Here is a 21,035-nt window from a genome sequence, read left to right on the forward strand (position 1 = left end):
AATAATTTTATCGAAGGGAAGAAAAGCGTTACGCGAAATATACGCATATTTTGTTTTGGTCGATGTCCTCGATGTGGATGTCCATATCGTACACATCCTTCAAGGTTTGCGGGTCGATGATCTCGTCGGTAGTGCCTTCCTTCACGACCTTGCCATCCTTGAGCGCCACGATATAGTCCGAGTAGCAGGAAGCAAAGTTGATATCGTGAATGACGATCACGACGGTTTTGCCCATCTCGTCCACCAGGCGGCGCAGCACCTTCATGATCTGGACCGAGTGCTTCATGTCCAGGTTGTTCAGCGGCTCATCGAGAAGCACATACTCCGTGTTTTGCGCGACAACCATGGCGATGTACGCCCGCTGCCGCTGCCCGCCGCTCAACTGGTCGAGGTATTTGTGCTGAATGTCCGTAAGCTCCAGGTAACGGATCGCTTCGTCTACATACTTCCAGTCCTCTTTGGTCAGGTTGCCTTGCGAGTACGGGAAGCGCCCGAAGCTGACCAGCTCGCGGATCGTCAGGCGAACGGTGATGTGGTTGGACTGCTTGAGAATCGAAATCTTTTTCGCCAGGTCGTTGCTTTTGTACTGGCCGATCTCTTGCCCCTCAATCAATACCTCGCCCTGGTCCTTCGTCAACAAACGGCTGACCATGGACAAAAGCGTACTCTTCCCGGCTCCGTTCGGCCCGATAAAAGACGTGATTTTTCCCTTGGCAATCTTCACCGAGACGTTTTCCACGACGTTTTTGTTCCCATACTGTTTTGAGACGTTACGGACTTCTATCACGCTTTATTCTCCTTTAACAGAAGATAGATGAAGTAAACCCCACCGATAAAGTTGACGATCACACTGAGCGTCGTCGAGAACGTGAACACGCGCTCTACGACCAACAGACCGCCTACCAGCGCCACGACGCTGATTAACGCCGAGCCTGCCAGCAAATACTTGTGCTGATACGTCTTCATGAACTGATGAGCCAGGTTCGCCACCAGAAGCCCCAGGAAGGTGATCGGTCCAACCAATGCGGTCGCAATCGACACCAGAATCGCAATCACGATCAGGAAGCGCTTGACGACAAAATCGTAAGGAATCCCCAGGTTTATCGCCTGATCGCGTCCCAGCGACAGCACATCCAAATATTTGGTGTAGCGCCAGAAGTAGATCCCGATCGCGATCACCAGCACAAAGCTGAGAATCAGCAGGTCTGTGTTCACATTGTTGAAGCTGGCGAACATTTTATCCTGTACGATCTGAAATTCATTCGGGTCGATCAAAACTTGCATGAACGTCGACAGACTGCCGAACAGCGTGCCGAAGATCAGCCCGATCAACAGCAGGAAGTAGATGTTTTGGCCTTCCCGTTTAAACAGGAATTTGTACAGCACGCCGGCAAACAAAACCATCAAGCCTGTCGAGATGAGAAAGTTGACATTTTTGTTCATGATCGTCATGTGCGTAGAGCCAAACACGAAAATGACGAACGTCTGAATGAACATGTAAAGGGAATCAAGGCCGATGATGCTGGGCGTCAAGATGCGGTTGTTGGTAATCGTCTGGAAGACCATTGTCGAGAATGCGATGATGCACCCGGTCAAGATGATGGCGAGAATTTTTTTCGCCCGCCGGGGAAGCACGTAATCCCAGTTGCCTCCAGCGTCAATCAGCATGAATACGGCTATCAGAGCAACGGCGACTATCGCCATGCCACCAATCTTAGCTTTCATCGTTCATATGCCTTTCTTCTCATGAGTAAGTACACGAATATACCGCTGCCCACTACCCCGACCATCAAACCGATCGAAATTTCGTACGGGAAGATGATGAGGCGTCCCAAAATATCGCAGCAGAGGACGAACACCGCGCCCAGCAAGGCGGTATGGGCCAAGCTTTTTTTCAGGTTGTCACCGAGATAAAGCGTCACAATATTAGGAATAATAAGCCCTAAAAACGGGATCGTTCCCACTGTGAGGATGACGACGGACGAAACCATCGCGACAATCGCCAGCCCGATATTGACGACCTGCTTGTAATTCAGCCCGAGGTTGATGGCAAATTCCTCGCCCATCCCTGCGATCGTAAACTTGTTGGCAAACAGGTACGCAATGACGACCAGCGGAATGCTTATGTATAGAAGCTCGTAGTTGCCCCTCATGATGGAGGAAAAATCGCCGTGCAACCAGGACGACATGTTCTGGATCAGGTCGTGCTTGTAGGCGAAAAACGTCGTGATCGACCCGACGATATTCCCGAACATTAGCCCGACCAGCGGAATGAAGATCGAGTCTTTGTACTTCACTCTGTCGAGAATTTTCATGAAGACAAACGTTCCGAGCAGAGCGAAAACGAATGCCACGAGCAGCTTCACCCATACAGAGGCGTCGACAAACACAAGCAAGGAGACGAGAATCCCGAAGCGGACAGAATCTTCGGTCCCCGCCGTCGTAGGCGAGACGAATTTATTGCGGGTCAGTTGCTGCATGATGAGGCCGACCACACTCATGCTGATACCGGCGATGATGATGCTAATCAGGCGGGGAATCCGGCTGATCCACATCACCTGAACCTTGTCGTCGCTGAGATTGAACAGCTCCAGGGGCGAAATGTCCTTCACGCCGATAAACAGGGATACCATTGATAGCAGAATCAGGGCCACAACCAAATATCTTTTTTTCATCGCTTCCCTACTCTTCTCTTTGTTCACGTGAATGATGCGTTGCTTTTATTGTGCTTATTGAGAAAGGGATTCATTCTCAATAATAAAGAATCTCATTCTCAATCGTTTCTCCATTTGTTATATTAGCACTTCTTTATCCTGGATAAAAGCATTTTTTCATTAGTCGACTAAATTTCTCTGGATTGACAAAAGTAAGAATTTTCCGGCCTGTGTCTTCCTAATAAAAAAGCGCCGCTGCGCCAAAGGCAACGGCACTCTTTTTTCAGTTCTCCGTGTACGATCCGCTGACGTTTTTCACCGAACGCTTTCCAGAGCCATCCTCTACGATTTCCACGTTTCCATCGACTGTGTAAATGTCGATATCGCCGCTTTCATCCGATATGCTCAGGTTGCCTTTGTGCCGGACGATGTTCATATCGCCCGACTGATCGCGAATCTCCACATCGCCAACCGTATCTTCCAGCAAAATGTCGCCGGAATCGTCCTCAATCAGCTTGAGGGCAGTCGCCTTGCTGATTTTGATATCACCGGACTGGTCGTTGATTTCCACTTCGCCAGTGACATCCTTCAGCCGGATATCGCCGGAGTCATCCGCAATCGTGAGCGGCCCCGCCAGCTTGGATACGTCGATATCCCCTGAACCGTCCGTGATCGCGACCTTCAAACCGGATGGAACCGTGACCTCCAGTTTCAGCTTCATATACGCCACGCCGAACTGCGCGCGACTTTCTGACGTCAACTGGGCGACAGCCCCGTCCTCGGCGAGCGTTACTTCTATATCTTCGGGATTGATATTTGGCGATCTGTTGATCGTAGCGTCTACCTGGATAGAGGTGGCCTTGTCGTCTCCCTTCACGATCAAATCACCCGACGCTGTCGCTATCTCCAGCGTTTCTATCGCCGCAATCGGCAGCTCCAAATGCCGTTTTTCCTCTACAGTCTGCAAGCTTCCGTTGCTACAGCCCGCAAGACCTATGGCCAAAGCCAAAAATCCAGCTCCTATCCAACTTTTCATCTCTATCTCCTCTATACGCAAGCTTATCTGTTCTTGCTATTCATTGTACTCGACAGACGGAGAAGTAGAATCCGCCTCTGGGGTTGTTTTCCAGTCGGTCTGCAGACGGAGTCGTTCGTTGTGCTGGCACGCGCTACGGGTCGATGAGCGTTTTTCGCTCCCACGCCCTGCTCCGCCAGCGGAAAAACATCATGATGCCCCGTATCCATTCATCGGTTGCGACTGCCAGCCATACCCCAGCCAAGCCCAAGCCCGCGTAAAAAGCGAGCACATAGCCAAGCGGCAAGCTGATCCCGATCATCGAGATCAGGCCCATATACACCGGAAACTGGGTATCTCCCGCCGCGCGCAAGGAATTAATCAGCACGATGTTGAAAACACGCCCCGTCTCCAGCAATATGCTGAGCAAAATGATCGTCGAGCTGATCTGCAAAACTTGCGGATCAGTCGTGAACATGCCCATAATCGGTTCGCGGAAGACGATGATGAGCGTATTGACTACAGCCGTGTAGAGCAAGCCCCAGCGCAAGCTTTTCCACACCCTGCCGTAAGCTTCGTCCGGCCGGCCTGCCCCGACCAGCTTGCCGGTAATGATCGCCGTCCCCATCCCGATCGCGACGCTGAACAAGTAAATGAACATGGAGAGCTGAAGCACGTACTGGCGGGAGGCGAGCGACGCTGCGCCCAGAAACGTCACGTAGTAAAAAAAGACGAGCTGACAGGCGTGGTACATGATTTGCTCGCATGCGGCAGGAATGCCCACCCGGCAAATTTTGCCGACGTACGACCGTTTGATCGCCACGTACTCTTTGAACCCGACTTTGACCTCGATCAGCCGATAAAACGCCCAGAAAAAGACGATCAGCCCCAACGCTCTGCTCAATACGGTAGAGATCGCCGCCCCCTCCACGCCCAGTTCGGGAAAGCCGAAGCGGCCAAAGATCAGCAAATAGTTCCCGATCACGTGAATCACGTTGATCCCGAGCGAGATGAACATGCTCTCCTTCGTGAAGCCGTAAGTTCGAATCATGCTCGCCAGCGTATTGATGAGCGCCTGCAAAAACAAGCCGCCCCCGACGATGGCGATATACGACTGGGCCAGCGCCAAAATCTCTCCCTGCAAATTGACATGGGTAAGCAAGGCATTGCCAAACAGGACAAAGCCTACGCTAATGACGATGCCGATCAGCAGGTTGAGCGTGATGGCAACTGCCCCGACCCTCGCCGCATCGACCATTTTTTTCGAGCCGATGTATTGCGCGACGACATTCGAAGCGCCGTTGCCCACCACCTCCAAAATCAAAATCGCAATAAAGATCAGTTGATTGGCAGCTCCAACTGCCGATACTGCCTGATCGGACACCCCGCTCAGCATAAACGTGTCGGTAATGCCGATCAGGGAAAAAAGCAGCAACTCCAAAAAGATAGGCCAAGTCAACGCAAATAGATTGTACGCGCTGATTTCTCGTCGGCCTGTTTGCCGCTCGGCTATTTTCGCATCCATAGTGTCACCTTTCCTGTCATGTACCCCCTGTTATCCTAGCGACATTTTACACCTTACCCTTTCAGGTGCGGCGAACTCATCGCTTTTTTTACAAGATCATCACGAAAGAAATGTCATTCTGGCGAAAGGATACAACGTTTTCAGCCGCTCCTTTGCGGCAGGAGCGGCTTCACGGGAGCGATCCTGGCCGTCAAGGACTCACAGTTGACTGATTTGTGACGTTTCCGTCAAAGATCGCTCAAATTTTCTAATAATGGGATTGCGACCATTTTCCTAACAATGTTATGGTTAAGGCAGGCACACCATACACTACACAACACTATCACACCGCTTCGACACAGGAGGTTTTATGGCTCGTATATTAATTGCTGATGACTCGATTGTTGTCCGAGAATACATTAGAATCATCCTTCAACGGGCTGGCCATCAAGTCATTGCAGAAGCGGCGGATGGATTAGACGCCTACCATCAGTACATGACGCACCAACCTGACGTAGTCATGATGGATATCAACATGCCAGGCATGAACGGTATCGACACTGTCAAAAAAATTATTAGCGAATTCCCCAATGCCTACATCATCATGATTAGCACCTACGGTTTAAAGCATTTGGTCTTTGAAGCGATCAATGCGGGAGCGCGTCACTATATCACCAAGCCGATTGATGAAGAGCGCCTTTTGGATTCTATTCAAAACACGCACTGAACAGTCGGCCGGAGCACAAAAAAACTGAGGGCTTGTTCGCGCCTCAGTTTTTTCTTTGCTTCGATATTTGTGGAAGCTTGTCTTCCAGCGGAATCCGGAAAAGAAAGCGGGTGCCTTGCCCGGTCTGGGAAGTAACGCTCACTGTGCCCCGCAGTCTCTCGACCTCCCGTTTGACAATCGGCAGCCCTAATCCTCTGCCCGAATAAATGTCGGCCTCTTCTCTGACGCTGACCTGCTCGTAAAACAGGAAGCCGAGCTCCTCTTCGTCCTGCTCTGCCTCCCAGCCTTTTTCCAGCCCCTGCTGCTTGAGCCTGTCGATATCAATCCCTCTGCCGTCGTCCTCGATGGCGATCAGCAGCGCAGCGTCCTCCTGCCAAATCCGGCAACTGATCGTTCCCCGGCCTTCTTTGCCTTGCGCCAGCCGCTCACTTTCCGGCTCCATGGCGTGGACGATCGCATTGGAAAATACGTGCAGCAAGCTGCATACAAACGGCTCAAAGCGCTCAGGGTCCACCAAAATCTCCTCTGCCTCCAGCCGAAGCGGATGGATCGTTTTGTTCAGGCGCTGGGCAAGCTCCGTTACATACTCCTGATAGCGCGCCATCAATTCCTTGATCGGACGCTGGTGCAGCTCGCGAATGCATTGGTCGAGCTGGGCAGCAGAGCTGTCAGGCAACAGCTTGCTCACCTTTTCGACAAAATGCTCCCACCTGTCCTTGGCAATCGTCATGTCTCCGTCGCCACTTTCCAAAAAGCTGTTGCCCAATTTGTTGCGGATGATCTCCAAATCCTGCTCCATGGCAGCCTGGACTTGCGCAACCGGCAGTTGGCTCGGGAAATCTCCGTCGGTGAAGCGCTCCTGCTGCCTGTCCCGATCCATCAGCCACGTTTCCAGATCGTGCAGCTTTTGCGGCGTGTGGATCAGATGGAATTGACTGAAATCCCCTTTGAACTGATGGATTTGCGCCGCCAGCTTGAGCAGGCTGTCGGACTCGTCCACGCCCGCGCTGAACAGCGTTTTCCAACCGCCCGCGAAGAAAGCCGTGAAGGAGCGATATACTTTTTGGAAAAGCGGCAAGCTGATCGCCACGGTCAAAATCATGTTCAGCCTTTGCCACTCCTGCTCCATTTTGCTTTCCAGCGCCCTTTGTTCGCTCAAGTCGGTCAAAATCAGCATCAAACCCTCGGGAGAATCGCGGCGATCCTCATGGATTGGCTTGCACTCCAGCTTGAGCGGAAGCTGGTTGATGTAAATTTCCGTAGGGAAGAGGCTCAAATACAGCTCTTTTTGTCCCTGGTCCTTCGTCTCAAAATACTTTTCCAGAAGCGATTCGACAAACGCCCGCTCTTCCGGACGGTTCGGGTACAAAAGGCTTGCCACCGATTCGCCTGCCAGCTCTCTGCCGAACATCCGCAAGCATTCGCGGCTGTATTCGGAATGGACGAGCAAATTTTTGGAAAACGACAGGAAGCCTTGGCCTGCGTTGTTCAGCAAGTTTTTGTTCGCCTGCAAAAGCGATTGAATCTCCGTCGTTCGCTCGGCGACGATCATCTCCAGCGACTGGTTCCATTGCTCCAACTGGTGATACAGCCGGGCATTTTCAATAAAGATCGCCATCTGCGAGAAAATGAGCCGCAGCGGCTCCGAGCGTTTTTCGTTGAAGACGTGCGTCGTCTCGTTGTTTTCCAGGTAAATGACGCCGATCATTTTGCCCTGCTGCCACAGTGGCGAACACAAAATCGACTTCGGCTTGTTTTTCGTGATGTACGTATCCCGGAAAAAGACGCCTTCGACCGAAGCGTTGTGCAGCACCAGCATTTCTTCAGTCCGGATCGTGTAGTTGACCACGGCGACAGAGAGCATCCCGCTGTGCTCGTACGGGACGGACTGCATGATTTCCACGTCCAGATCGACAGACCCGGCTGCCTCGATGACCCATTCGCTCTCGTTTTTCAGGATCAGGATGCCTTTTTCCGCTCCCGCGTTGCTCATGACGGTGCGCAGCATGGTCGCGAGCAGCAGCTCCAGCCTGATCTCGCTCGCCATCGTTTGCGACGCCTTAATCACGCTCATCAGATCGACCAGATCGGCGGACTGGTCTGTCGCCGCAAGCTCTGCCGATGCTTCCAGCCCTCTCCCCCGCTGCAAAAGATGCGGGTAGCGCTCTTCAATCTCTCTGGACTTGGCCAAAGCTCCCCACTGCAAGTACGTCTCATACGCTTCCGTCATGTACACCCTGGCGATTGTCTCCAGGCCCAATGCCAAATAATGATGGGCAGCCAGTTCGCTCGCCAGTGCCTCATTTTGCAAAAAGCCATCCTTTTTCGCCAGTTGCAGCGCCTGATCGTACAGCTCTCCCGCTGCCTGCCGCTTGCCGTTGACACGGCTCCACTCGGCGCTCATCAGCAAGTATTTGTGCTGGAAGTTTTCCGGGCAATTGTCGGCCCAAGTCTTCATTTTTTTCAAATGCGCCTTGATCTTTTTCGCGTAGCGCAACTGCTCGCGGCGATTGACGTGCTCGTACAGCTTCGTCAACGACAGGGCGTGCATGAAAACATGCTGGCTGACCAGCACCTGGCCGCTGACCGACTCCATCCATTGCTCTGCTTCGCTCAGCAGTTGCGCGGCTTCCGCGTAGTTGCCGTACATGAGATGCGCCAGCGACTTGTAAAAGTGGTACATGTAGCGCTTGTAGCTGGTGCCTTCTGTTTGCAGGCTGCTCACGTATTGCGCCTCATCGAAGCCGTCCCGGCAAAACGCCGTCTTTGCGCCCTCTGTCCAGTGTGTAAACGTGTACAACGCTTGCCGCAACAACAAGAGCCGATCATCGTGATCGACCACCTTCATCTGGCAGATCAGGTCGGCATGCTCCTCGATTTGCTGCTCCAGCTCTTCCAGCGGCAGCCCGCAGTAGAGCATGGCTTCCAGCAAGCCGTGGGCATTGTAGGCAGCGTAAATGTTTCCTCCGCCTTCCATCCCGAGCTGGATCGCTTTTTTCAGCAGCGGAATGTTTGTCCGCGCATGGTCGCACCAGTGGTTGATGAGCAGAGCAAACGCTCCGTACGCCTTCGTCATCGCGATCGGGTCCGCAAAGCCATCCGCCACCCGGCAGGCCAGTTGCCCGAACTCGTACGCCTCCCGGTAGTTGCCGAGCTGCGAGCCGAGCACGATCCCGTAGCCGGTATAGCCGTTCGCTGACGCAACCGCGTTGCCGTGCACGAGCGACAGGTGCAGCACGCGCAAGATCGTCAGCGCAAACCAGTTCGGATTGACGAAGTACGAGGAAGGTCCTGCGTCGCTGATGATGCTCATCGCCAACTGGTAGTTCTCATCCGGTATGTCCGGCAAATAGAGCAGCTCGTCAATTTTGCGCCCTCTCAGCCGCCGCTTGATCTGCCACATTTCCTTGATGATATCGAGCTTCCCTGGCTTGTGCGGAATGGGCACGCCAAGCAGCCCCAACGCTTCGCTCGCAATATCCATCACCCGCGAAAACTCGGCCAGGCGGGTGTACATGTGGATTTGCAACTCCAGGACCCGCACGCGCTCACGGTTGGTCCTGGCATGCGAAAGGGTAAGGTCAAACAGCCGATTCGCGTCCTCCATCTGGTTGCACAAATACGCCGACTCGGCATAGAGCGTGTACAGCTCCATCGCCAGTTGATGGTGCTGCTCCCACGCCGCTTCGCCGATGAACATCGTCCCCCGCTGGAAATACTGCAGCGCCGCATCGAAGGCAGTAGAGGCCATCGCTTTTTGGCCGGCGAGCAGATGGCAGTGGGCGACCTGGATTCTTTCCGCCGAATCTTCAATCATGTCTGCGCCGCGATACATGTGCTCGCATATTTCAAACAGCAGCACCGATTCATACGAGTGGGACATGTTCCACAACATTCTCCCGAGCTTTACGTGCGCCTTTTTCTGTTCCTCCACCGACAGCGAGGAGTACGCCGCCTGCTGAATTCGGTCGTGAACAAAATTGAACTGGATCGTGACCTGCGCAAGATTTTCTTCTTCCTCAACGGCCGCATAGGCCAAATACTCTGCGCCTTCCAAGGGATAGATCAGCCCTTCCTCCATGGCAGGCCAAATATCCCGGACCGCTTCGGATTTGCGCTTTTGCCAGCATCCCCAAATAAAAGGAGTTACCGAGGCACGCCGCGTAAGCCAGCAGCTTCTGGGTCACTTCAGGCAGGCGCCGCACTTTTTCCACCAGAAAATCAGCGACGTTCTCCGTGGTGCTGAGCTTCTCAATCTCAGCCAGATCCCATTGCCAGCCGCGCTCCTCCGGGACGTACCGCAGCAGGTTCTGATCGTACAAAGACTTGATAAACTGCCTGGAGTAGAACGGATTCCCTGCCGTTTTCCGCATTAAAATCATCGCCAGCGGCTGCGTGACAGCAGGGTCTGTATGCAGCGCGTCGGAGAGCATCGCGTTGATCTGGGCGAGCCGCAGCGGCAACAGCGTGATTTGGCGCAGCATCCTGCTTTTGACTCCCGCCTCCGTCAAAATCGCGATCAAAGGATTGATCGCGCCTCCATCCTGATCGCGATAGGCGCACACGAGCAAAAAATGGCTGAGCGGCAAATCGGCGACAAGCTCGCGGATGAGAAACAACGACGACGAATCCGCCCATTGCAGGTCGTCGAGAAAAAGTACCAGCGGATGCTCGGGGCTTGCCCAGATGCGGATAAACCTTTGCATGACCAACTGAAAACGGTTTTTGGCCTCTGCGGCGGGCAGCTCCGGCACGGGCGGCTGCTTGCCGATCACCGCGGCCAGTTGGGGAATCACGTCCATGATGACCTGCCCAAGCCCTTGCATCGCTTCGAGAATCGTTTCCCGCCACGTCGCCAGCTCTCTTTCATTTCCGGCCAAAAGCTGCTTTATCAAATCCTGAAAGATTTGAATGATGGCCGAATACGGCACGCCTTGGCGGTATTGATCGAACTTGCCGGAAATAAAGCGCCCTCTGCCCTTCAGGAAAACTTTTTGCGCCTCGAAAACGAGAGCGGACTTGCCGACACCTGCACTGCCGCTCAGCATGACCATGCGCGACGCGCCATTTGACGCCTCTTCAAACGCGTCGATCAGCATCTGGATTTCCTGCTCGCGTCCGTACAGCTTTTCCGGGATGTGCATGCGGTCCGCGCGGTCGTGCTGCGCCAGCGGGAACAGCCCGATCGTTTCGTTGTTCACAAGCTGGTCCAGGCAAAGCTGCAAATCGGCCACCAGGCCAGCCATGCTGAAATAGCGGTCTTCGGTATTTTTGGACAGACACTTCATCACGATGTCCGACAAAACTGGCGGAACAGATGGTTTCACCTGCACGGGAGCGATCGGTTTTCGGGCCATGTGGGCATGTACCAACTCAAGCATGTCCGATGTGAGAAAAGGCGGCTTTCCTGTCAGCAGCTCGTAAATCGTCACGCCAAACGAGTAAATATCCGTCCGGTAATCGACCGTCCGATTCATTCTTCCCGTCTGCTCAGGCGATACGTAGCGCAGGTTGCCTCTCCACTCCTTCGGATTCATCACGCCCTGGTGCTCCTGGTATCTCCTGGTCGCCAGGCCGAAGTTAATCAGCTTGACCTCATACGTCTCCGGGTGCACCAGTATATGGGCCGGATTGATGTCTTTATGGATAATGCGCTGCTGATGAATGTCCTCGATGCACGAAGCGATACGAATCGAAATGGTCAGGATTTCTTTTAATGACAGCTCTTTCATTTTGCAGAGCAGGGAGAGCGGCACTCCCCCGAAATCTTCCGTGATAAGCGCAGTTTCCCGATTGTGATCGATCAGCTCAACGGCAGTTTCCACAGCATGTGATTCGAGAGATTGCAAAATGCGATACTCGTGCTTCAGTCTCCAAAGCGACTCTTTGTGCGTGGGACCTTCACGCGGCTTCTTGATGATGACGGGCAGGTTGTCGCTGTTACGAAAACCGCGGTAAAATCCCATATTTGAATGTGTTGAGAGAAACTCTGTCACTCTGTATCCCGGAATCACGATCATGCCGCTCATACTATCCACTCCATCTAGGCAGAACATCCTATCATTTATATTGTTGCTTCAGGACAAATAATCTATATTGAATATATATTCTGTCATAAAATGCTATTTTTCTACTAATACTTATGGAGGTATCTCTATGGCAAATTTGAGTCGAGTTGTAAGCAACCCTTACACAAATGAAACGGTTACCTTTCTGAAGACGACAGAAGAAACCAATGGGGAATATTTGCTTTTCCGCACAGACCTGCCACCGGACAATGGAATTTTTCTACATTATCATACTGAACTTACGGAGACGTTTGAAGGGATAAGCGGAAATTTGGAGGTAAAAATTGACGGAAAAAAAATCATTTTGAAGCCTGGCGAGAAGCTGGACATCCCTCGCGACCATATTCACGGGTTTTACAACCCTTCCAATGAATTCGTCAGCTTCACCGCGGAGATCCGCCCTGCCGGCACTTTCGAGTCGTTCGTCCGCTGCGGATACGGCCTGGATACGGACGGACGGAGCTTTTACATGCCATTTTTGAAGCAGTACTTGCCGAAAAACATCCTGCTTTTGGGCACGCTGTTCAAAATGGGACAGTTCTACGTCCCCTACCTGCCGCTGTTCCTGCAAAAAGCGCTGTTTGGTTTGCTCGCCAAGCTGGCGCATTGGACAGGCTCCGACAAATCCCTGGAAAAATACTACAAAGGCTCCGTCGCCAAAGAAGCTTTGCCCCAAGAACCGCTGCAAAAAACACCCTAACTGTCCAATCCGGTAGGGTGTCTGCAAATGCTGATTATTTTCACACATTTTTTGCTCATCGAGCGCTACCCGTTCAGTGATTGAATTTGCCCCTGCACGTCTTTTGGCAGATACCTCCATAATAGCAAATCACTGAATCGTTTTCCATTGCTGCAAATTTTTTCTAGGACCGATTTACCAGCTTGCCGCTTGCAAAAGCGCGATGTCAGGGAAAATCGGTCCCGCTATTTATAGGGCCTGCGCTCTGCCCGAATGCCCGAAGCTTCCGGGAGCACGCGCACAAAAACCCGCTTCTACGGCGTAGCTGGCTGATCCGTTGCACCCGGGGCTTGCTGGCCGTTTTCCCCGGCAGCTTCTCTCACTGGCTGGATGTGCGGCTCCTCCAGCATGAGCCGATAGACAGGGACGAATTGCGCCTGGATCACATCGGGCGGCACGGGCTGCTGATCTCCCGGTTGCTCCTGCGGAGGCTCGGCCACCGGCTTTTGCTGCGAGAGCATATAGCCTGCCGTGCCACCAGCCGCCATGAGGACAACCATCGCGGAAATCATTAACGTCTTGTGGCGAAACAGCTTGACCAGCGGGTTGGCCGTCTCGCTGCGCACCTCTTCCAGCAGCTTGCGAAAATCGGCATGGCGGACCGTGTACCACCGCTTGCGCCACTCTTTGTTGCGCAGTCTTGCCGCCTTGTTTTCCAGGAAAAGCGACCGGAGCGCTTGCCGATACGCTGGCAGCAAACTTCTTCCTTCCACAAACATGCGCTGCGTCATCGTCCACTGGATGAACGCGTGCAATGTTTCCTCGCCGCCATTTTTTTGCACGAAGTCGAGCATCTCTGCAAACTGGAAGCCTTCCTGGCCAAAATGGTCCTCGCGATAGTAGACGAGCGGCACATGGGCAAAGCAGTCCGCGTCAAGCGGCCGCGCCAGCATGTTGGCGATCATCTGCTGCTGCACGCTGACCTCGTCGCGCTCCCATTTGCGGAAAAACTCCGCCGGGTGCAAGCCGCCTCTCGCTTCACGCAGCGTCGCTACATGCATGAGCATCTCTTGCTTTTGCCTGCTCGCCACATCAAGTGTCCCGAAAAAGCTCTGCGGCTTTTCCTCCAGAAGCGCGATCATTTCCTGAAATTCCTCCCTGGACAGCTTCTCCAGCTCTATCAGCTTCAAGAGCGACTTGTCCAGCTCGTCCAGCAACGGATCGGCATAGCTGCGCGCTCTGTCGAGGTTGTCAAAAAACTGGTGAATGGAAATCGCGGCTTCCAGCTTGTTTTTTTCGCGGGCGAACAAACGGAGCAGCTTTTCCGTCGATTCGGCGACAAAAAAAGGATGGCGCAAAGCTTCCGGGGCTGTTTTCGTCCAAAAGCGAATTTCCTCCAGCATGCCGGATAGCGCGGTCACTGCTGCCAACCGCTGGCTCGCGTACCCTTCGAAAAGCTGCTTCACCAATTGCTCCGAGTGAAAAATCGTCTTCATCGTCATGCCAAACAGCTCGGGATGGGCGGACAAATGCTTGTACACTTCGCTTGCCAGCCCGCGCTGCCCCGACGACTTCGCTCTCACCAACACATTCAGCAAATAGCGGACCATGTCCATGCGCAGACGGTCCTGCCTGCTCAATCCGCAGGAGTCCAGCATCTGCCGGATCGTCTCGCCCTCGGGCAACTTTTTGGCGGCAAGCGCGCTTACTTCGCCGTGAAACAGCAGCACTTGCAGCTCCAGCAACCGTTTGTTGTTCGCCAGCGCCGGCTGGCGCAAATAGCCGTTCAACGCCTGCCATACGCCCGCCGGATTGCGTTCGTAGACAGCCGTCCGGCCTTTTTCGATCAGGTAGAGGGCGCACAGCTCGTAATACGTGCGCACCTGCAAGGTCAGCGCCGTCTCCGCCCCTGCCAGCACTTCCTCGCAAAAAGCATGGAACGACGCCAGAGCCTGCGGGTCGTTCACGTACTCCCAGGCAAAATCGAGGTATTCGTGCGCCCCCTCCTGCAAGTCGACGTTCTGCACACGTCCGAGCGCCAGATCAAACAAAAAGTCTTTGTCACTGTGTCCGCCGCCGGGGCGAATGCTGCCTTTTTCCACAAACATGACGTGGATATGCTTCTTGCTCTGCGGCTCGCTGCTGTAGGTGAGAAAGCCAAAATGTCTGCGCAGCTCATACGGCAAGCAACTGTACAGAACCTCGAGCAGTTGGCTGGCGCTGGTTGCGGCCGCGCTGATGTCCACGTCCAGACTGATGAATACTTTCTTTTTCGCCGTAAGCGAAGTCATGACGGCATAGAGCAGTTGTTTGAACAGCCGCTCGTCGAACCCGAGCTGTCCGAGCAGCCGCTTCCGGTCTGCGGGCAAGGTCGACTGCGCCGGAAGCTCCGCTACAGGCGGCAGCTCCTTGCCCTGCGTATCGTCGTGACGGTCGGCAAAGGCGCGCACGCCGAAAATTTTCTCCGGATTCGTAATAAACTCGTCCCGCCGCCCCGCCGGAATGACGTAGTTGTGACTGAAAAACGTGTTTCGCTGCCCGGTAAAGTCCGCCCCGACAAACACGCTTCTGCCGAGCACCATCTCGCCAGATTCGGCGTGGAAGCAGACGAGCGCTTCCGGGTAGGCGGACAGGTCGCTCTCCGCCCGCTCCTGAAGCTGTCTGGGGGCATCGTACACGCAAAAAGGATGGAGTGTCTTTTTGATGAATTGGTTGTCCAGCCCTGGCGTCCTGGCTACCGTATCGTAGCCTTCGTTCGAGCGGAAAACCCCCTGTCGCCCGCGGGTGTAGAATTGCTGCAAAATGGGCTGACGGTTCACTACTGCTCCCTCCCCTCGATGTAATCAAGCTGATGCATCAACCAGATGAACGGCTCATCGACGCGAATCGGCGTCACGACGCCGCTCACCTTTTGATTGACCGGATTGCTGCCCAGCGCTGATACAGCGAAGTAGGCCGTATTGGTAAAGTAGACCTCCAGCGCGTCTTTGAACGGGCGATCCACTTTTTCGATAAAGCGGCTGATCTCTCCGTTGATGTTCTCGAATTCAGCCGTGTTCAAATACTGTTCATGGACGAAATTGCGGAACACATTGCTGTTGGACTTGATGTATTCGCCGTCGTCTTCCTTGATGAGATGCAGCATGTCGCTCTTCGTCAGCACGACCGCCGTCGGGATGTCCGTCTTGCTCTGCTCCTGATAGCCGATGAAGTTCTCGAACAACGTAATGACGACCTCGCGCGGCTCATCGTACCTCGCCGTGAATTCGCCCGGCTCGTCGCCCGCCCGCAGCATGACCCGGTCGCGAATCGTCTTGATTTGCAGCGGATCGACCAGAAACAGGATGCCGGACGAGTTTTTCACATGCGCGGCGTACAGCTCCAAATACTCGCGATCGACCATGCCTTCGCCTGCGACGTCGAAAAAGACGAGGATGAGCGGCGCTTTTTGGCTGTCTTTGAAAATGAACTGAAAAATAAACGGTTCCTGACGCTTTTCTTTTTGCGTGGAATCGAGCAACTGGCCGCGCTCAAACAGCGGCGCTTCGTAGTTCTCGCGGAACTTGCGGCTGATCTGCGCATTGAGCGGCATGCAGGCAGCGTTGAAGCGGCTTGCCGTCGAGTTTTGCAGCGTATGAATCAACGACGTCATATACACGGATTTGCCGACCTGCGACGCCCCGACGATGGAAATGATGTTGCTCGGCGCTTTGCCCGCCGTAATCGGCAGCTCGTTGTGGCACTTCGGGCACAGCCTGCGCTTGGACACCATTCCGTAGCGGTCGGTCACGCCTGCCAGCACATTGTCGACGTACAGGTGATTTTCCGGCGGGATCGAGTCCGGGTCGATGACCGCTTCCAACTCGTCGATGGCATCCAGGCCGAATTTGTCGCGATAGGCGTTGAGAATCTCATCCTCCTGCAAGGCGTAGTCCTCGTCGTCCTGGCGGTAGTGTGTCGCGCGGAACACCACCTCGTCCGGTCCGTACTTGGCAAAGCAGTACGGGCAGACAATATCGTAAAAAGGAAGCCGTTCGCTTACTTGCGGCTTTTTCTCAAACATGTTTTTCAAAAACGACAGCATGGCTTCACCCTCCTATTCCGGAATCAGTTCGTACATTTCCCCGTATTTTTTTCCGTCCGTAAAAAAGAGGCGGATGACGTCCTTTTTCCTGACCTCGATTTCGGGCAACAGATTGACGCCTGGCACCAGATCGCGAATGAACGGGTATTGCGTCCCGTCATCTTTGTGCGCGGGGGGCGAGCCTTCCTTTTTCACATAGCAGAGGACGTCTTTGGCGATCGGAATTTCGGAGAAAATGCGGATTTGCAACGTTTGCTGCTTGCGAAACCAGCTTCCGCTCCGCTTGAACGAGTAGTAAATTTTCGCCTTCCCCGTACTGACATGGATGACGTGCGCGTCGCCCTGCGGAATGAGCAGAATCGGCTTGCCGTCTTCCAGGCGGCAGGGAAAGATGCGGTACGTATATCGGCCGATGCCCTCGGCTTTTTCGCGCAGTCCTTTGTGTACCTTGTATTCCTCGCGCGTGTACAGCTTCAACTCTTGATCCTCGATCAGACCGGCATCAAACGGAGCGCCGTACAGCGACTTGTGCACGTACACGCAAGGAATATCCTGCCCCCAATGCCAGGTCAGCACGAAGTCGCCTCCCTGCTGCTGGCACGAAACGTTCTTAATCAGCGTTTCAACTGTTTCCTCCCGATTCATCATGGTTCATCAGGCTCCCTCTACAGATCAAACCGTTTGCTGGTTTCGTTCCCTGCCCCGAGAGCGCGCGGACTTTGCTGGACGGCCAGCCTCCGTTTTTGAAAAGACGATCCGCCGCTGGCCGGAACTGGGATGAAGACTGTAAACAGCGTCAGAACGACGGCGAGCAAGGCGCCGGCGATCAGGCGCACCGCCATGTCGAGCAAGTAGATCGAGGAAAGCCCTGTCTCCAGCACGATCCCGGCCAGAAGACCGGATACCGCCCCTCCGATCGTGAAGCTTTTTGCCAGATGGCGATTGTCAAAAATCAGTCCCAGTGACAAGCCGAGCAAAGCGCCGATCACAAGCAGGCTCGCTACCCGCAAAATCGCGTAAAACGTGCTGTCTGCCGTGGCACCCGTCCGCTCGGAGACAAGATTGCGGTCCTGGCGGCTCATATCGTAAATCTGCCCAAAGATGCCTGTCATTTCATTGGCGTGCTCGACGTTGAAGTAGCGGCCCCCGGTTTCTGCCGCAATCTGCTCCAACAGACGCGTGCCTTGTTCATCAATATTCCGCATCCCGACTGTATGGACCAGCACCTGATGCTGCTTGAAAGGAGCCAGCGTTGCCGGAATATCCAGGCTGGTGTAGCCATCCGACATCAGCACGACGGTACTGTTCTCCACCTGCTGGGCTGCCGTTAGCTGCTCTAACCCCGTTTGCAGCGCCAGCTCGATCCGCGTCCCGCCGTCCGTCCCCGAATGATTGAGCAGCTTTTGCACGACGTCATCCTTGACTGCCTGGCTGCTGAGCGCCACGAGCGGCTGCAGCACGTTCGTCTCGTCGTTGAACGTAACGACGGCAATCTTCATGTCGCTGTCCATTTTTTGCACCATGTCCGCTGCCGCCTTGAACAACTGGTTGTCCGGGTCAGACTGCCGCATGCTGCCAGAGGTGTCCAGCAGCATGACGATATTGTTGGCTCCGCTGGGCGCCTGGAACGACGATCCGTAGAGCAGTTGGAGCAGCATCGCTGCCACGCCTACCATCACAAACGTGCTGGGGACGAGCATTTTCCAGGAAAAACCTGCATATCTCTGCTTCCAGCCTGTACCGTTCAGGCGTGGCGAGATCATTTCCGCAATGAGGCACATCAGTCCAACGAAAAATGCATATTGACCAAAATAAAGTCCAATTAACAGCCATTGCGCGATCTCGCCAGCCAGGCGATCCAGAATGACCTCTCCTACCAAAAAGCCGATCACACCACCTACCAGGCTGCACACAACCATGAGCAGGCTCAGCTTTCTCTGGCTCATGACGCTCCCTCCTCTCCCGCACGGTCAAAGACAAATCCGCTCTCCACGTAGGAGGCGTGGTACTTTTTGTTATTGCGGTAAAACATCAGGTCCTCCATGCCGAATCCACCCATCAGGTTCATTTTTTCTATCCCGCTTTTTTGCTCTTCGTGGATGCAGCCTTGCTTGTACGTCCGAATGCCCTCATCCTTGCGCAGCACGTACTGGACGAAGTCGTTGTGAATATCCGCAAACAGATACTTTTCCTCGTAGCGGTGCTTTTGCAGGAAGTGAAACACTTCCATGTGCACAGCCGCCCGCTGTTCGAGCACCTGGGACAGATCGAAAAACAAATCCTCGCGGGTCAGCACGCTTCTGTTGTCGTAAGCGGCCCCGACGTTGGCACGCGCCAGCAGCTCCGCTTCAAAAGACAGGGCGAACGGCGAACGGGTCAAAATCTCGTTGCGGCAAAACTGGCACAGCCGCTCCACCAGTCCCGCTATCCGGTTCTGGAACAAAAGGGCACCGCTGCCGATGTAGCGCTGCTCCATGTAAAACCCGCTGCCTTTGGCCGCTTCCAGGGAACGCATCGTGTCGCGGACGACGGACTCGTAATACTCGTCCACGTTTTTCCCCAGGTAGTCGGTCGCTTCGCGGACGCTCGCCTGGGCGATCTCGCGCAGTTGCTTTTGCAGCCCTTCCAGTTGGTCGACCTGCTCGCTGATCTGCCTGTGAATGACCTCCGTCTGCCGCTCGTAGTCGACGAGCAGGGCGTGCAGCAGCTCCCACTCCAAAAGCTCCAGCTTTTTCTCGTACACGACGTGCAGCAGATGGCGGACGAGCGTGCGGACACGCTCCTTGTCGCGCGTGAAAAAGCCGCCAACGCGAATGTCCTGCCGATCTACCCGCTGCTGGTAAAGCTCGGCCAGCTCAGCGCGAATCAGCTCCACTTGCCGCGCAGCCTCCCTGATTCCCGTGCGCAGCTCGTCCAGCAGATTGGCTCCGTTGGCATGCTCCGCCGTCAACTGATACGCGGCGTACAGGCCGAAGCGTTCATCTGCCATGACGCGATCCTGAATCAAATCCGCCAGAGGCTCCTGCACCAGCAGGCGTTCCAGCCTCTCCTTCGCAACGGATGCCATATTCGTCTCGAAAAAAGCCTGGCTGCTGCCGTCAAACAGCGCCAGCTCTGCCTCGCGCATCGTCATGCCGGACAGCTCGCTGTAGCTGACCCCGGAGGTCATGAGGCCCGTCATTTCCTCCAGCATGTGCGGTTCGGGCATGATCGCCGCCATTTTCCGCTCCAGCTCATGCGCAGACAGCCCCAGCTTTTCCCGCGCTTTTGTCTTCGGCACCAGCTCTCCCTCTTTGAGCCGCTCCCAGTAACGGTCAAAAACAGCGGCAAGCACTGTCAGCGCAATCGCGTGAGTCGGGCGCTTCACCTTGGACAGCCCCGCAGACGCGAATCGGGTCTGCCCGCCGTCGCCTGCAATGTTGCGAATGAACTGCAGCTTGTTGTAGCCTTCGTTGCCCTCGCTGAACTCGTGCTCTGCCTGCTTGTTGTTGAGCAGCACGAGCTTGCTAATCAGCTCGTAATTTTCCTGCATCCCGCCTTCGAGAAACAGGCCGTGCTCCGTCTTGTCGCTGAGCAGATAGGCGATGGAAAACAGAGGCGCCTTCTCGTGCTCGACCGGCAGCTTGACGAGATCCTCGGTCACGAGCAAATTGGCGCGATAGCTGTAATCGCTTCGCTGATAGCGGTTCAGCTCCTCCAGGAAGCTGACGGAGAGCGCCGCCGAAAAGCCGAACGCCTCTCCGTTATTCCGTTCCTGCAGCAAGACGTACAGGTCAGCCGACACGTTTTTGAACAGCTCGTTCAGGTAGCTTTTCAACAGCAAGGTCAGCTCTGGCAAAAGAATCGCGGCAGGGTCGTCCGCTCTGGTCACGACGGCGATGTTCACCTGCTGAAAGGCAGAAAACAGCTTGCCTGTTTCCGCGATGCGCACGCTCGCCAGCTTCATCGCCTTGTTCAGTTCCATTTTGCTGGCTTCGTCCTCGACAAAACGCTCGTGGACCGATGAGCGCATCGTCTTCTTGTCCGCATCCGCCTGCGGCAGCCGGCAGCCGAGCACTTGCGGATGTTCCCACGTCTTCTCCTGATAGGCGTGCATGTAGAGGACGCCGCGGCTGTTTTGCCAGTCGCGCTCATTGCTCGCGCAGACTGCTCGCAGCGCCTCTACGCTCTTGTCCCCGATAAAGAGGAAAAGCACGGGGTTTTGAAGGCTGCGCTGCCCGTATCCGCTATCCAGTTGCCGCTGTAAATCCGCCACGTATTGGGTCGCGAACTCGTTAATCAAATCCCTCATGCTTCCTCCCTCG

Annotated in this window: 14 protein-coding genes; 2 read left to right on the forward strand and 12 right to left on the reverse strand. The window is 54.5% G+C overall.

Features of this window, described 5'->3' with window-relative positions; genetic code table 11:
- Nucleotides 1–28: 28 nt before the first annotated feature.
- The 5 genes from AC3WQH_RS09800 to AC3WQH_RS09820 form a co-directional block, all read right to left on the reverse strand.
- A complete protein-coding gene (locus AC3WQH_RS09800; protein ID WP_007778323.1) occupies nucleotides 29–787 on the reverse strand; it encodes an iron ABC transporter ATP-binding protein in 759 nt (252 codons plus the stop codon).
- Nucleotides 784–1,725, reverse strand: a complete 942-nt coding sequence (locus AC3WQH_RS09805) for an iron chelate uptake ABC transporter family permease subunit (protein WP_007778320.1) — start codon at nucleotides 1,723–1,725, stop codon at nucleotides 784–786. The genes AC3WQH_RS09800 and AC3WQH_RS09805 overlap by 4 nt, the downstream gene beginning before the upstream one ends.
- Complete coding sequence (locus tag AC3WQH_RS09810; RefSeq protein ID WP_005830159.1) at nucleotides 1,722–2,675, reverse strand: ABC transporter permease; 954 nt, start codon at nucleotides 2,673–2,675, stop codon at nucleotides 1,722–1,724. Before AC3WQH_RS09810 ends, AC3WQH_RS09805 begins: the two co-directional genes overlap by 4 nt.
- Nucleotides 2,676–2,937: 262 nt before the next feature.
- On the reverse strand, nucleotides 2,938–3,690 hold the full coding sequence (locus AC3WQH_RS09815) for a DUF4097 family beta strand repeat-containing protein (RefSeq protein WP_007778317.1): 753 nt from the start codon (nucleotides 3,688–3,690) through the stop codon (nucleotides 2,938–2,940).
- 133 nt (nucleotides 3,691–3,823) lie between these two features.
- Nucleotides 3,824–5,194: an MATE family efflux transporter gene (locus tag AC3WQH_RS09820; protein WP_007778313.1), complete on the reverse strand. Its 1,371-nt coding sequence runs from the start codon at nucleotides 5,192–5,194 to the stop codon at nucleotides 3,824–3,826.
- A 349-nt stretch (nucleotides 5,195–5,543) separates the two neighbouring features.
- Between AC3WQH_RS09820 and AC3WQH_RS09825 the strand changes: the two genes are divergently transcribed.
- Entirely contained in the window at nucleotides 5,544–5,900 is a 357-nt protein-coding gene (locus tag AC3WQH_RS09825; RefSeq protein WP_005830165.1) for a response regulator, read from the forward strand.
- A 43-nt stretch (nucleotides 5,901–5,943) separates the two neighbouring features.
- Here AC3WQH_RS09825 and AC3WQH_RS09830 read toward each other — a convergent pair whose 3' ends face one another.
- Together AC3WQH_RS09830 and AC3WQH_RS09835 are read right to left on the reverse strand one after the other, a co-directional pair.
- A complete protein-coding gene (locus AC3WQH_RS09830) occupies nucleotides 5,944–9,981 on the reverse strand; it encodes an ATP-binding protein (RefSeq protein WP_492332004.1) in 4,038 nt (1,345 codons plus the stop codon).
- The gene (locus tag AC3WQH_RS09835) at nucleotides 9,920–11,929 is read right to left on the reverse strand and encodes an ATP-binding protein (RefSeq protein WP_492332005.1); all 2,010 of its coding nucleotides are present in this window, start codon (nucleotides 11,927–11,929) and stop codon (nucleotides 9,920–9,922) included. The genes AC3WQH_RS09830 and AC3WQH_RS09835 overlap by 62 nt, the downstream gene beginning before the upstream one ends.
- Nucleotides 11,930–12,056: 127 nt before the next feature.
- Here AC3WQH_RS09835 and AC3WQH_RS09840 point away from each other — a divergent pair, with 127 nt between their 5' ends.
- Nucleotides 12,057–12,668, forward strand: coding sequence for a cupin domain-containing protein (locus AC3WQH_RS09840; protein ID WP_005830173.1), 612 nt, complete (start codon nucleotides 12,057–12,059; stop codon nucleotides 12,666–12,668).
- Between the two features lie 293 nt (nucleotides 12,669–12,961).
- Here AC3WQH_RS09840 and AC3WQH_RS09845 read toward each other — a convergent pair whose 3' ends face one another.
- The 5 genes from AC3WQH_RS09845 to AC3WQH_RS09865 are packed head-to-tail and all read right to left on the reverse strand — an operon-like array spanning nucleotide 12,962 to nucleotide 21,022.
- Nucleotides 12,962–15,466: a GAP1-N2 domain-containing protein gene (locus AC3WQH_RS09845; RefSeq protein WP_492332006.1), complete on the reverse strand. Its 2,505-nt coding sequence runs from the start codon at nucleotides 15,464–15,466 to the stop codon at nucleotides 12,962–12,964.
- A complete protein-coding gene (locus tag AC3WQH_RS09850; protein WP_007778303.1) occupies nucleotides 15,466–16,731 on the reverse strand; it encodes a TRAFAC clade GTPase domain-containing protein in 1,266 nt (421 codons plus the stop codon). The genes AC3WQH_RS09845 and AC3WQH_RS09850 overlap by 1 nt, the downstream gene beginning before the upstream one ends.
- A gap of 12 nt (nucleotides 16,732–16,743) precedes the next feature.
- Nucleotides 16,744–17,379 (reverse strand): hypothetical protein, encoded by a 636-nt coding sequence (locus AC3WQH_RS09855; RefSeq protein ID WP_005830179.1) that lies wholly within the window; start codon nucleotides 17,377–17,379, stop codon nucleotides 16,744–16,746.
- A gap of 17 nt (nucleotides 17,380–17,396) precedes the next feature.
- Entirely contained in the window at nucleotides 17,397–18,677 is a 1,281-nt protein-coding gene (locus AC3WQH_RS09860; protein ID WP_005830180.1) for a vWA domain-containing protein, read from the reverse strand.
- On the reverse strand, nucleotides 18,674–21,022 hold the full coding sequence (locus tag AC3WQH_RS09865; RefSeq protein ID WP_025848111.1) for a hypothetical protein: 2,349 nt from the start codon (nucleotides 21,020–21,022) through the stop codon (nucleotides 18,674–18,676). The genes AC3WQH_RS09860 and AC3WQH_RS09865 overlap by 4 nt, the downstream gene beginning before the upstream one ends.
- Between the last annotated feature and the right edge of the window lie 13 nt (nucleotides 21,023–21,035).

It is taken from the genome of Brevibacillus sp. FW301-21C12A, from assembly GCF_058788915.1.